The 14,472-nt window shown below is 39.9% G+C and carries 10 protein-coding genes; 3 read left to right on the forward strand and 7 right to left on the reverse strand.

Annotation, left to right across the window (positions count from 1 at the left end):
* Window positions 1-810 precede the first annotated feature (810 nt).
* From AC3WLU_RS00560 to AC3WLU_RS00570, 3 genes are read left to right on the forward strand one after another with little or no spacing between them, the layout of a single operon-like run.
* Complete coding sequence (locus AC3WLU_RS00560) at window positions 811-2,358, forward strand: spore germination protein (RefSeq protein WP_492596579.1); 1,548 nt, start codon at window positions 811-813, stop codon at window positions 2,356-2,358.
* Window positions 2,355-3,449, forward strand: coding sequence for a GerAB/ArcD/ProY family transporter (locus AC3WLU_RS00565; protein WP_413002379.1), 1,095 nt, complete (start codon window positions 2,355-2,357; stop codon window positions 3,447-3,449). Before AC3WLU_RS00560 ends, AC3WLU_RS00565 begins: the two co-directional genes overlap by 4 nt.
* Window positions 3,446-4,672: a Ger(x)C family spore germination protein gene (locus AC3WLU_RS00570; protein WP_492596580.1), complete on the forward strand. Its 1,227-nt coding sequence runs from the start codon at window positions 3,446-3,448 to the stop codon at window positions 4,670-4,672. Before AC3WLU_RS00565 ends, AC3WLU_RS00570 begins: the two co-directional genes overlap by 4 nt.
* A 342-nt stretch (window positions 4,673-5,014) precedes the next feature.
* Here the strand turns inward: AC3WLU_RS00570 and AC3WLU_RS00575 are convergent, their stop codons facing one another.
* From AC3WLU_RS00575 to AC3WLU_RS00605, 7 genes are all read right to left on the reverse strand, one after another.
* The gene (locus AC3WLU_RS00575; RefSeq protein ID WP_492596581.1) at window positions 5,015-5,920 is read right to left on the reverse strand and encodes a tyrosine-type recombinase/integrase; all 906 of its coding nucleotides are present in this window, start codon (window positions 5,918-5,920) and stop codon (window positions 5,015-5,017) included.
* Between the two features lie 615 nt (window positions 5,921-6,535).
* Window positions 6,536-6,880 carry a hypothetical protein gene (locus AC3WLU_RS00580; RefSeq protein WP_492596582.1) on the reverse strand — a complete coding sequence of 115 codons (345 nt, stop codon included), beginning with the start codon at window positions 6,878-6,880 and terminating at the stop codon, window positions 6,536-6,538.
* Between the two features lie 935 nt (window positions 6,881-7,815).
* Entirely contained in the window at window positions 7,816-8,793 is a 978-nt protein-coding gene (locus tag AC3WLU_RS00585) for an NAD(P)H-dependent flavin oxidoreductase (RefSeq protein ID WP_057277652.1), read from the reverse strand.
* Between the two features lie 71 nt (window positions 8,794-8,864).
* Window positions 8,865-10,751 (reverse strand): sigma-54-dependent Fis family transcriptional regulator, encoded by a 1,887-nt coding sequence (locus AC3WLU_RS00590; protein WP_492596583.1) that lies wholly within the window; start codon window positions 10,749-10,751, stop codon window positions 8,865-8,867.
* Between the two features lie 206 nt (window positions 10,752-10,957).
* Window positions 10,958-11,734: an acetoin reductase gene (locus AC3WLU_RS00595; protein WP_057277653.1), complete on the reverse strand. Its 777-nt coding sequence runs from the start codon at window positions 11,732-11,734 to the stop codon at window positions 10,958-10,960.
* Window positions 11,735-11,769: 35 nt separating this feature from the next.
* Window positions 11,770-13,152, reverse strand: a complete 1,383-nt coding sequence (lpdA, locus tag AC3WLU_RS00600; RefSeq protein WP_063576234.1) for a dihydrolipoyl dehydrogenase — start codon at window positions 13,150-13,152, stop codon at window positions 11,770-11,772.
* Window positions 13,153-13,168: 16 nt separating this feature from the next.
* Complete coding sequence (locus AC3WLU_RS00605; protein ID WP_492596584.1) at window positions 13,169-14,389, reverse strand: dihydrolipoamide acetyltransferase family protein; 1,221 nt, start codon at window positions 14,387-14,389, stop codon at window positions 13,169-13,171.
* Window positions 14,390-14,472 lie beyond the last annotated feature (83 nt).

The following is a 14,472-nucleotide window of genomic DNA, read 5'->3' on the forward strand; positions in this document are numbered from 1 at the left end:
GCCAAAGCACCCCCTGGTCCTTGAGGTCTTGTTTTCCACAGTGTGATTCTTTGCAACAATTATTATCGTGATCGGCCAAATTAATCACTCCTTTCTACAACTATATATGCCGATATAAAAAAAAGGCTTGGATTTTTAGGTTTGTTTTTTTAAAATCAGGATCTATTTAAAGTTATATTGAATGGGTTATATTGAATGGGTTATATTGAATGCGTACAATTAGAATGATAGCTGAATATCGTTTGGGCAAGTCGTTTTAAAGAAGAAGCTGGAATATCGATTTATCAACAACGTTATGTACACCTTACAAAGAAAAAACTTAATTACAACTGAAGAGAATGTGCTTGTTGAACTACCATGAAAATTAACTTCTGCAGTTATGGGAAAAAGGCAATACTGAATAAGACGCAGTTCATTTGTAAAAGGGGAGAGCGTCTTATTTATGGAATCGGATTGGTTATAAAACTGAATTAAGAAGACTCCGGTTCTGCCAATGTAACCGTGTAGCTTAAACTTTCAAGTCTTCCAAGTGAATTCCGAACAATGGATTGTTGCTACTGAGTAATATGATTTTCGTAAAAAGAAGTATTGTCGAATCCCTTTGCGTGTGGAAAATCATGGATTTCTAAATCTGAATCACCCTGGGGTATATTTGAAAAGTTTAGATTCATGAATATGATATTTGTAAAGATTTGTGAATTATTTCGGGAATAAGGAAATGAATCAAATAATAAACGATTATCTAATTATTTAAGAAATAACTAATAGTCCTTTGCCCCATACTAAGTAAAAAGCAGGCAGAGGTGTGTGATGATTAATTTTCATTCAAGAAAAAAGAAATCCAAAATAAAAGAAAACGCAGAAAAAGAACAGGTGCTTTTTTCGTATGATTTGCAGGAAAACAGTACCTATCTGAAAACCATTTTTTCTTATCCCGATAACTCCGACTTCGGAGTCCGTTCCATACATGTTCCTTCACAAAATAAAGACGCCCTCGTTTTTTTTATGAGGGGAATGGTGGATACCCACCTCATCGAACACGCCATTTCTTCTTTGCAAGAAAAGGAGATACAAATAGAAACGGGCGAGGAATTGACTGAAGCGATAAGCAAAACGATTCTTACAGGAAATCAAGTCTCCACCCTTTTAGAAAGGGAAAAAGCCGTCTCCGCTTTATTGGCCGGACAAACCATCATCCTGATGGAAGGGTCATCAAGCGTCCTATCGCTTCAAACAGCCAAATATGACGGTCGAAGCGTGGATAAGCCGCAATCGGAAAATGTGATCAAAGGGTCCAATGAGGCGTTTGTGGAGTCAGGAACCGTCAACATTTCCCTCATTAGAAAAAGGCTCCGTGACGAATCATTAGTAACGGAAACGCTCTATATCGGACATGATAAGAAAACGAAAATCAGTCTGATGTATCTAAAAAATGTGTTGGACCCTGACTTGTTGCATCAAATTAAACATCGCGTGACCCAAATTGACGTGGACTATATCGAGGATGTATCGGTATTGGAACAACATATGGAAGAGAGGGCGTACTCCCTTGTTCCGACCATTCTCTATACAGAACGACCTGACAGGGCGACGTCCTTCATACGGGAGGGGAATGCCATCCTCCTCATGGAGAATTCACCCGCAGCGCTTGTGGCGCCCGCTACTTTTTGGTCATTTTTTCACACGTCGGAAGATTATTACCTGAGATGGGCCTATGGAAACTTCATACGTTTGATTCGATTGTTTTCGGTCTTCATCGCCCTTTTCACACCCAGTTTGTACGTGGCGATCGTGAACTTCCACAGTGCCATGATTCCAACCGACCTTCTTCTTGCCATCGCCGCAACAAGGGAAACCGTCCCGTTTCCTGTCATTTTTGAAATCATCATGATGGAATCGGCTTTTGAAATCTTAAGGGAAGCGGGAATCAGGATTCCGACACCGATGGGTTCGACGATTGGAATCGTAGGGGCACTCATTTTAGGTCAGGCTGCCGTCGATGCCAATATCATCTCCCCGATTTTGGTCATCGTGGTTTCGATAACGGGTCTTGCCTCCTTTGCCATTCCGAATGTATCGTTTAGCTTTGCGGTTCGGATTATGCGTTTCGCCATGCTCATCCTCGCCGCCTTTATGGGACTTTTCGGTATCATGATGGCGACAATCATGTGTGTAGCCTATTTATCCACCCTCACTTCTTTTGGTGTGCCGTACCTGGCACCGACCATTCCTTTCTTCCCATCGTCTAAAGATACGATAGGAAGAAAGGTTTCCTGGAAGGATCGAATCAAACCAATGTATCTGCATCCGAAGAAAGCGAATGAAAACTCCAAAACGAAAGGAAAGAGAGGGCTATGATCCAGAAGAAAGAGTATAAACTCGGAAAAAGAGAAATCATCTCGTTGCTTTTGCCCGTCATTGGAATTAAGTTTGCCGACATGACGCCCAATCTGATGTTCGACGAAACGGAAACAGCCAGTTGGATGGCGATACTCGTTTCCGCTCTTTGTTTTCTTCTTTCCTTTCTTGTTTTTTTAAGCGTGATGAAGAAATACCCTGATAAAGGATTAGTCGACGTGTTTGCCATGATTTTTGGAAAACCCTTGGGTTTCATGGTGGGATTGATCCTCTTTCTTTTTTTCCTAATCGGAACGGCCGTGGATACCAGAAGCTATGTGAATATCATTTCCACTCTTTATTTTCCGAAAACGCCCCTTCTCGCTCTTTATTTCCTTCTCTTTATTGTGTGTGTTTTTCTTGCAAAAAGGGGGCTGGAAGGAATCACCCGAACCAGTTTCGTTTTTCTTTTTATGATAAAAGGAGGGTTGTTCCTCCTCATTATCCTCCTGTGGGATCGGCTTGAATTTTCGAATCTTTTTCCGATTTTCGGACGAACATGGGAAAACATTTTCATCACAGGGTTCAAGTTCATGCCGCTTTTCGTGGAAATCATGGCACTTGCCGTCTTCATGACTTTTTTTAGGGATTTTTCCACCTATAAAAAATCGAGCCTCATCAGTTTTGCTTTCGTCTTTTTCGAACTGGTCACGTTTTTCTTGTTTTATATCATGCTATACGATGTGCCGCTAGTGACGGAAATCACCTATTTGTTTCATGAAACGACCAGAAATGTTTCGGCAGGACGATTTTTAGCGAACCCCGAAACCATCTTTTTACCGATTTGGCTTCTTTCGACGTTTATCCGATTTTCCTTTTACCTGTATATCACCACCGCCCTATTTTCCTATTTATTTAACATCAAAAAAGTCGAACCCCTTTTGATTCCCTTTGCCGCGCTTCTCATTGGTCTAGGCATGCTTCCTGAGAATCCCGTCGAATCGGAATACAGCATAAGGGAAAACGTTATTTTCCGTTTCGGTTCCTTCTATTTCTTTTTCTTGCCCTTCGTTATGTGGATATTTGCAAAAAGGAAGGAGGGGAAATCATGAAAAAGTGGATGCTTGTCTTGTCCCTTTTCTTATTAACGGGGTGCTGGGATAAAATAGAACTGGAAGAACAAGCGTTTGTTGTGGTGGTGGGTTTGGACAAAGGGAAAAATGGGATGCTCGATGTAACCTATCAAATTGCCAATCCACAAGTCGGTTCAACGGATCGTTCCAAAGCAGAGAAAGAAAAACCTTTTGAAATCGTGACGCTCTCTGCCCCGAACCTTGCGGTCGCCACACAACTCGCGAATGTAAGCATAACAAGGAACATTTCCCTTTCGCATGTGAAAGCGTTAATCGTCGGCGAGGAACTGGCGAAAGATAACATGTTTCTGCATATATCGGAAACCATCACAAAAGAAAGGGGACTGAGGGAAAACGTGTTATTTTTGGTATCGAAGGAGAGTGCATCCGATTTCATCAAACACAATAAAACCCCCTTTGAGACAAGGCCTCACAAATTTTACGATTTGATGGGTCAAAGGTGGAAAGAGACGGGATTTGTTCCTTTATCGACGTATCAAATGTATTTAAAAAATACGCAGCACGATGCGGGTGCCTTTTTAGCCATTTATGGTACAGCCAAAAATAGACCTCAACAGGTAAAGAAAGAAGAGGATGATAATGTGGCAGGTGAGGTGAAAATCCGATCAGGAAGTCACACACAATCCATCGGTTCGGTTGTGTTCAGAAATGGAAAAGCGATCGGAAAGTTGACGGGTGAAGAAACGAGGTTAACCCTCCTATTGCAACAAGATTCAGATGTAGATGAATTAACGACCGCATTTTTAGATCCCGTCAAAACAAAAAATACGATTGGGACACGGATTTATATCGAAAAAAAGGCCAAAATAAACGTCAATACAAAAAAATCAAGGCCCGTCATTACAGCGACCGTTCCCGTGAAAGTGGATCTCGTTTCTGTTCCGAGTTTGGTTAATTACTCAACGAATACAGAGAATGGAACCATGCTGAAAAACCATATTGAAAAGGAATTGGAAAGGAAAACGGATAAGGTGGTGGAAAAATCACAAGAAAAATTGAAAGTGGATATTTTTGAATTTTATTATCTGGCGAGGCGAAAATTTCTCACCATGAAACAATATGAAGCCTACAATTGGATGGAAAACTATCCAAAAGCCACGGTCAACATTCATTACGAGGTGGAGTTATACCAATTCGGAGAACAAGTGTTACCCACCAATCGACAACGCGTAAGGGATTGATATTATGGTTTTTCTTACAAATCTTTTACTGATTTTTATCATCTTCCACACATTTAAGCATGGGGTAACCGTAGGCAGAGAGATTGGAAAAAAAGCGAAATATGCGGTATGGTTTTTAGCCCTTTCCCTTATTTTCCTGCAAGGATATCATTTTTTTCGTTAAAAAAATGACGATTGTCACCCCATACGCAAGGTGTCTTCTGACAGGCAAAGATTATTAAAAGACTGAGTCAGTCTTTTTTTCTAAACATATATTAGTTTGCCTGATGTATTGAACACTTACATCAAATCGCATGTAGAACCGTTGAAGCTTTCCTTTTATAAATCTTATAATTTCAAGATTTAACCAATTAAAAAACTATTTATCGCTTTTTTCTTTTGTTTAAAATCGATATGGGTATACATACTAATAGTAGCAAGACTTTCATAACCTAATAATTCCTGTAACGTTCTTAAATCCACTTTATCTTTGTTTTCTTGCAAGAGTAAGGTAGCAAAAGTATGCCTTAAATGATGCAGAGAAAATCGGTGAGCGGGTAAGCCAGCCCTTTCTAGAATCTCCTTAAATATTTTGTGCAATCCACGAGGATTTAAAGGCTTATTTTTTTGATTATAAAAGATCGGTTCACTGTAATGTTTTTGCTGCTCCAAAAGGGTTTCTTGATAATCTTGAAATAACGGTAAGACAATGGGATGAAGGGGGAGGAGGCGTTCTTTTCTCCCTTTTCCTCGAACTAAAATCGTTTGATTTTCTAAATTAACTTGCTCCCATGTTAAATCCACTAATTCTTGACGTCTCATTCCTGTTGTTGCGAGTAGTTTAAACATTAATTCATTTCTAATGCTTTGGGGGCGCGGATCATGTTCTAAATAGGTAAATAATTTTTTAAGCTCCTGTAAGGTCATATATTTAGGTAAATTCTTATCGGCTTTTGGTGCTTGAATACCTGCTGTGAAGTCAGACTTCATGTAATTTTCTTTTAAACAATATTTACTAAATGATTTTAAGCACGAAATGCGGCGTTGTAGCGTTCTTGGCTTAATACCATAATTAATGATCTGATCTTGCACAAATCGCCGCACACTGGACGAAGTGAGATCATCTAAGTCTAATGATCGGTTGTTATCAGTTAAAAACTCACCGTAGAGCTTTAAATCGAATGCGTAACTAGATAAGGTGTTCAAGGAGTAATTTTTGTCAACTTCTAAGTACATAAGATAATCATCCGAAGCTTGAACGTAATTCATAATTATCTGACCTCCTGGGAATTATTCGGTCCAACCCAAGGAATTATGTTCGAAACCATTTATTATGAGAACTAACCGACTTATAGAAAGAACCCTGATAATTATCGGAAGCAGCATTGAATATTATAGTCAACTTGAGCCAAGTTAGGGGACAATAATGAATCTTACGGGAACTTGAAGCTGAGACCACTTGGTACTATTATGTTTTATTCTAGTTTACATAATATATATTATAGGAAGTTGTATTTTTAATGTTTATTTTGTCTCATATCTTAAGAATACTTAACTTAGTGAGACGGGATACGGATTTTTTATATTTAATATCATGCCATTATTTATCTATAATTTTTTTATTAATTAGTCATTGTTAACTTATACTTTAAAACTTAAATAAATATTGTTCCATTTAAAATGATTGATCTTCAATTAAAAATTCGGTCTAAATTCGCAATAAGATTTCTTTGATTTAAGGTAATTTCACATCAGTTACGGTCATTAAAATTTTCTTGATTTATATATTGATTTTTAATTTATCTGCTAATTGTTAACATATTTCGTTTTCAATCATTTTTATACTATAGATCGGATTATTCAATTAGTATTTATCATCCTTAGTCATTTCACTCTAAGGATCTCTAATTGCTTGGTTGTGGTAATCAAATCTATTTTATTATTTCCCTTCATGTATAAAACGGAAGCGCCCTCACTTTTCCCCTTTTTCCATCCATTCGCTTTAAGGGCCATTGCATATCCATTGGGAATGCCGTCTTCTTCAGAAGCCCTTGACCATTCATATCTATTCCCTTGTTCATTTAACTGAACCAATTTAGCATTTTTAGGTATAGGGAATTCATTTAAATCTTCTGTAGCTGTGTATAAAGAAATAGAAATTGAGTAATAAATGATTGCCCCTCCTAAAAAAGCAGCTAGGGTAAGTGCACAAATAATCTTTTTCTTCATATTGCTTCCCCTTTCCTTTCCTAAAGACCTATTCAAAGAATAGTTATCTAATAACCTGTAGTAATCTAAATATCCCGGTTTTATTTACATTTTTTATCATTTTTATTATTCTTATATATAAATTAAATGGCCAAATGAGAAAAATCACGGGTTAACATTTATGAAAAGTTATATAAATATAATTTACCTCAATGATAATTCAAAAGGTTTTTTATCATGCAAGTTCCGCTTTCTACCTGAAATTGATGATAGCTCCTCCATTTAGCCACATAATTACAATATAAGCTTTCATAATTAACCTCATAGCAGCCTTTAGCATGAATAACCTTTAAAAATTGTTTTAAACTTAATGATGCTCAAACCGCCATCGAGTTTTGATGTAAAATAACAAGCATTGACCGCTTTCATATGTGGAAACAAGAAGTGAATCAATAGGAAGCTGCCAAGGATTATAAGGCAAACCTTCAAATTAAATTTGTATAGAGCCACACCTACTTTGAGCAATCAGTTCTTGTTTATCATGAGTGAAATAAAATCGTAAAAGTCGATTTTTACATTTTATATAAAAAGATTTAAAAGTTTCAGGAATCAAAAATGCCAGATAAAATAGAATGGTTTTAAAATCTCAAGCTTTGTTTGAATTAAGCAGAATAATAATGTTATGTAAACACTCACGAAAGGTTAATTACCTTTTTGGTTTTTTTGCATTTGAAAGTTTTTATTAAGAAGTTGCTGAAAGTTAATTAGCAAGTAATTGATGGGCTTATGTAGCTTTTTTCTCTTGAATTGGCTTTTCGCGTTAGAGTTATAAATCATTCTTCTGTTATAAATAACGGTCATGCATTTTTGATAAAGTCTATTCTTGACCACCTATGGATAATAGATAAAAAAAGGAACACGAAATCACTATTGATTGCATGTTCCAGTTAGGTTATTTATGTTCGAATGGATTCGATACGGCTTTGGATGAATTCGAACGAGTTTTTTGCTTCTTGGACGATTTGTTTGATCAGTTCATTGACGGTCAATATTTCTTTTATGAGTCCTACGGATTGACCGCATGACCAGATGCCTCCGTCTAAATTTCCTTCAAAGTATACTTTCTTGCTTCTTTGTCCCGTAATTAGCGGAATCAATTCCTCTATAGTGGCTCCTTCATTTTCAAGTTTGTCCACTTCTTTACTGACGGCATTTAATGCTACACGCGAAGGACTGCCTATATTCCGTTGGATGACGACCGTATCCGTTTCATTGGCCGATACCATCCACTGCTTCACGTTTTCATGAATCGGTGCTTCTTGCGTTGCCATAAAGCGAGTCCCCATGACGATACCTTCAGCACCGAGTGATAAGGCGCTGATAAGGCCCCTCCCATCCGAAAATCCCCCTCCAGCTATTACTGGTATATTTACAGAGTCAACGGCTCTAGGGAGCATGACAAGCGTTCCTACATCCCCCATGCCTGGATGTCCGCCTGTTTCATTCCCGACAATAATAATCGCATCGACTCCTAATTTCTCTGCAGAAACAGCGTTTTTGACGTTCGCTACCTTATGTAACACGGTAAAGCCGTGCTCTTTAAGTCTGGGCATTAAACTTTCTGGGCTTCGGCCACTCGTTTCAACAATTTTCACATCTTCCTCAATTAAAATATCGATGAACTCATCATTCGGGGTTGCCGTTTGACTTGGAAACAGGTTCAGGTTGACAGCAAAGGGTTTCTTGGTCAAAGTTTTCACTTTCCGTATTTCATCACGGAGACCCTCTGGTGTCACCTGTGTTTTCGAAGTGATGATACCAAGTCCCCCGGCTTCTGAAACAGCGGCTGCGAGCGGGGCCCGGCCAACTTGAAACATCCCGCCGCAAATGATCGGATATTCAATCCCCAATAATTCAGTCATTCTCGTTTTCATTTGCCATACCCCTTTCATTTTTCAAGGATTTCTATAAGTCTGTTTTTCTTACATAATGTACACACGCATGTCTATATACCATACTTATGGAGCCGCTTGTAAAATGTACTTCTTGGAATATCCATCAGCTTTGCTGCAGCAGTGACATTTCCTCTTGATTTTTGTAATGCCTCTATCATTAGATCCCTTTGAATTTTTTCACGGATCGTCAGTTCATTTCCCTTGATGCCATTTTTACCCGGTTCTTCCCATGCAGGGAAATCATCATGCCGTGTAACGGTCGGTGAATGCATGGTATTCAACACTTTAACATAATCAAGAGGTCCTTCTGCTAGTAAGATGGTCAATCGCTGAAGTACATTCTGCAGTTCTCTTATATTTCCTGGCCAATTGTACTCCTTTAAACGGTTCAATAATTCTTCAGTTAATGGAATATTCCAATGATTCTTCGAACACAAGTAGTTGACTAGATAAGGAATATCTTCAATCCTTTCCCTTAAGGGAGGTACATGAATGGGGTAAACGTTCAGCCGATAGTATAAATCCTTACGAAAGGACCCTTCATTGACAAGCTCTTCAAGATTACGGTGTGTTGCAGTGATAATGCGAATATCCAATGATATGCTTTTTGTGCCGCCGACCGGAACGATTTTTCTTTCCTGAAGAACACGCAGTAAGGCAACCTGCATCGCTGAAGGGATTTCACCGATTTCATCGAGAAAAATGGTCCCTCCATTTGCCTGCTCGAACTTCCCTTTGTGACCTTGCCGTTTAGCCCCTGTAAAAGCGCCATCAACATACCCGAATAGTTCACTTTCCATTAAATCCTTAGGTATGGCTCCGCAATTTATCGTGACGAACGGTCCTTTTTTGCGGATGCCATTATCATGAATAGCCTTGGCAATAAGCTCTTTCCCGACACCCGTTTCACCGGATATATACACATTCGCTTCTGTCGGTGCAACAAGCTTCACTTTACGTAATGTGTTATGAAAGGATTCACTAATCCCTCTTTCCCCTTCGAAGACAAATCTTTCTGAAGGCATTGAAGCAGGAAAAAGCCTATTGGCTTCACGACCATGATTCTCCGATAGGAATAAACACTTACCGGAAATCCTATTATCCTCTTTGGATAGAAGCGGATTTTCCTTTACGATTCGATATCCATGATTTAACAGATCGGTCAACGCCATACCGATGGATTGAGGAATTTTTTTGCGAACCTGTTTACTGGCGGAGATTATCATTTGTTTATGATTACATACGATAAAAGGCAAATCTGGATAGGTTTCTGCAAGTTCTATCGAGTGCTGGGTCAGTGCCAGCTCCTTTTTATAGGAACGCATTCCCATTTCCTGTTCGATCGTATACGCCAAATTGGCTACCATCCCCAGCATGGAGGGATGAAAATATTCTACTGGACATGATATATCCAAAACTCCTAATATCTTACCGTCTTCATTTAATATGGGCATGGCAGAGCAACTCCATTTGTGCGAGGCAATCGAATAGTGTTCGGTACCTTGGATCATTACGGCTTCACCCGTTTTCAAAGCTGTTCCAATTGCGTTCGTTCCGACCTCACCCTCCGTCCAGCATACACCCTCCACAAAATTTATTTTTCCTGCCTCATCGAGGATTTTCTCATTTCCGGAAAGTGAAAGGACATATCCATCCGGATCGACCAATAAAGCCATCATTCCAGATTCTTTTATCGATTGATTCATCCTGGATAATTGGGGTGATGCAACTTCTAATAGGAAGGAGTTTTTTTCTCTTTGAATGTCCAATAATTCATCCGTCAAAATGTGTTTGCCTTTATTAAGGTATGGGTTGACTTGATCTTTTTTGCAGCGATACCAGGATTCCATTATTCGCTTGTTCAGACGATTTGAATCGAGAACCCCTTCACTGACAAAGCGTTCCCATGTACGTAGATAACAACTGGTGGATAGCATATAATCCTCCTCTAATCATTTGGTTTGAACCTTCATTTGACCAGTCAATCTAGAGGAAAAATACCATGGAGTAATAAAATAGGATGTTATTCGAGGTCTTTTTAATTATAGTAGATTATGTATTCGCTTACAATATATAGATTGAGTTTGCAAAAAAAAGCATCATGTGATCATTCACATGATGCTTCTCTATTTACCAATAAAGTTTATGAGAAAATAACTCCTCCATCAATCATGATGGATTGACCTGTCATATAATCCGAATCCGGTGAAGCAAGGTAAGATACGAATTTCGCCACATCTTCTGGGGTTTCGGAGCGTCCCAAGGTTATGGAATCTGTGAACTTTTTAAATGTTTCCCCTTTAGCAAGATTCATATATGGACCCATTTTTTCATCGATTAAATCCCACATTTGGGTCCCGACAATTCCTGGACAGTATGCATTCACCGTAATGCCGAACTGGGCCAATTCCTGTGCTGCCGCTTGTGTAATGCCCCTAACGGCAAATTTTGTGGCCGAGTATGTACCTAGTAAACTAAACCCTTTATAACTGGCTATGCTGGCAGCACTTATGATTTTCCCGCCTTCTTGCTTTTTCATTTGTTCTGCCGCCGCTTGCAGGCAAAAGAGGACACCATTTACATTTATATTGAAAATCTGTTCAAGATCTTCTTGAGTTACTTCCAATAGAGGCTTTATTTGAGCAATTCCTGCATTTGAAACCATAACATCCAGTTGTCCAAAACGTTCCACAACTTGATTCACCATTTCGAATACTTCCCGTCTATTGCTTACATCCGCTTTAACGGCAAAGCTTTCACGTCCAAGTTCCCTTATCTCATTCACGACCGATTCAGCCGTATCCAGTTTGACATCGTTAATGACCACATTCAATCCATCTTGAGCTAATCTTAATGCAATGGCACGTCCGATACCACGACCTGCACCAGTGACGACTGCCGTCCGTTGACCGCTAACCATACAAAATCCCCCTTCAGTAAAAAAACTTATTTATTTTAGGAATGCACAGCTTGACCCACTACATTTAAAAGAGCTTCATGTATGGATTCCGACAAGGTTGGATGCGCCGCCACTAAATCTTCCAACATATCTGCCGTTATTTCTGCATGCAGCATGATCGTCCCTTGTCCAATCAATTCTGTTGCATGCTGACCGACAATGGAAAAACCTAGAATTTCATTATATTGTGGGTTCACTAGGACTTTGACCTTTCCTACCGGTTTATTGGAAAGGGCAGCTTTCCCATTTGCCGAAAAAGCGAATTCACCAACTTTAATTTCACCATATTTTTGACGCGCTTCTTTTTCGGTCAAGCCTACACTGGCAATCTCCGGGGAGGTATAAATGCAGCGAGGGATTGCCCGGTAATTCACTTGTGCAAATTGACCGCAGGCATTCAGGGCCGCCACCCGTCCTTCATGAAAAGCTACATGGGCAAGTTGGATGCCTCCTATCACATCACCGCAGGCATAAATCGTTGGATTGCTTGTTTGCATTCGATCATCCACCGAGATGCCAAGTCGGGAAAAATCAATATCGTTTTCCTCTAAGCCTACTCCGTTCACTCTTGGTCTTCTCCCTATAGATACGAGTACGTAATCAGCATGCATTTCTTCCAATTTGCCATCGCCATTCTCTAAATATACCGTTTTACTGGTTGCATTGATGTTTTTGACAGCTGTGGAGGTATGGACCGTAACGCCTTGGTTTTTCAATTCTTCATGCAGAATGCTGGTGATATCCTCATCTTCCCCTGGAAGCAGCTTTTCCCCCATTTCGATAACGGTAACCTCGGTGCCCATCCTGCTATAAATGCTGGCAAATTCACATCCGATGACGCCGCCTCCGACAATTAGCAGGGAATCGGGAATAGCAGGAAGTGACATGGCATGACCACTGTGGATGATCCATTCACCATCAAACGGCGCAAAAGGTAGTGGAATCGGTTCAGACCCCGTTGAAATGATGATCTTACTTGCATCAATCACTTCATTTTCATTTCCGTTCTCGATCCGCAGTCGATTGCTTGAAAGGATAGAAGCCCTGCCCTGTATAACTTTTATTTTATTCTTACCCATTAAATATCGAATGCCGTTCACAAGTTTAGAAATGACCTCTCTTTTTCGTTCCTGTACGGTATCCCAATCGACTTCAATCGAATTGAGGGAAAGGCGAATTCCTATTTGCCCTGCATTTTTCACCAAGTCATACGTATCGGCACTTTTCAATAATGACTTCGTTGGCATGCAGCCTTCGTTTAAACAGGTTCCGCCCAATGGCCCATCGACTACCAATATGACTTCCTTATCCTGCTGGGCAGCAGTGATTGCCGCTACATACCCTGCAGGACCTCCGCCTATAATAACTATACGATTCAAGTCTTTCCCTCCTTTTCTATAAAATCACGGTGATCGGCTCTTCTAAATACCGTTTTAGTGTTTGTAAAAAGGCAGCAGCGGGTGCCCCGTCCAGTACACGGTGATCAAAAGTTAAACTGAGTGGCAAAATCGTTCTCCTCTCCAATTCTTCGCCAATATAAAGCGGGGTATCGTAAGCAGTGCCAATTCCGAGTATCCCCGTTTCCGGTGTATTGAGAATCGGTGTAAAATGCTCAACGCCATATGCCCCGAGGTTACTGATTGTAAAAGTGGAACCTTGCATGTCTTCAATTGGCAATTGACCGTCACGTGCACACCGGGCCAACTCCTTCCCCTTATTCGATAACTGTCTTAGGGTACAATTTTCGGCATTTCTAATGACGGGAACAACTAGTCCATTCTCCAAGGCCACCGCTAATCCAAGATGGATAGACTCATACAAAATGATGTTATCTTCAATATAGGCACTATTCATTTTAGGGTGCTCTTTAAGTGAAAGCACGACAGCCTTGGCAACAAAGTCCGTTATAGTCAATTTAGTTGATTCATATTTTTGCAGCGTTTCTGTAGCCTGTTTTTGCAAAATGACTAGATCAGTGACATCAACTTTCAGCGTTAGCGTTAATTGGGCACTGCTTTGCAAGCTCTCTTTCATACGTTTGGCAATGATGTTCCTCATTCCCTTAACAGGAATCTGCTGCTGACTCTCTATAGCAGGTTTTGGCGGAACTATTCTTTCTTCTGTATTTACCGGGATGGAATCCCTTTTCTCCATTACTTTCTGGACATCTTCTTTAGTGATTCTTCCTCCTGGCCCGGTGCCTTGAATCATCTCAATGTCAAGATTCGCTGCCTGTGCCATTTTTCGTGCAACCGGAGTGATCATCAATCGATCTCCTATAGGCAAAGTGGGGGACTCGTTTGTTTTCGGCTTTTCTTGTTCATCAATTTTCAACTGGGTCTCTACAGCAACAGGTTCATCGATCTTTATTTTTTCATTCGGATCTCCGATATGACAGATAACGGTTCCTGGAGGTACGCCTTGTCCTTCTTGAACAGCTATATTCAGAATCGTACCTTCCGCTGGAGATTCAATATCCATTTCTATTTTCTCTGAATTGATGCTGGCTATTGCTTCACCTTTTTGGACTGGATCCCCAACAGCCTTACTCCATAACGAAACAGTGCCTTCTTTCATTGCCATGCCCAATTTCGGCATTACCACTTCGACAGCCATATCTAATTTCTCCCTTCATAATGGTTTGTTTTATCCATCATTGGTTTTGTTGCTCCAACCTTTGCAGTTCTATGCGAAAAAGC

It is taken from the genome of Peribacillus sp. FW305-BF15 (assembly GCF_058783805.1).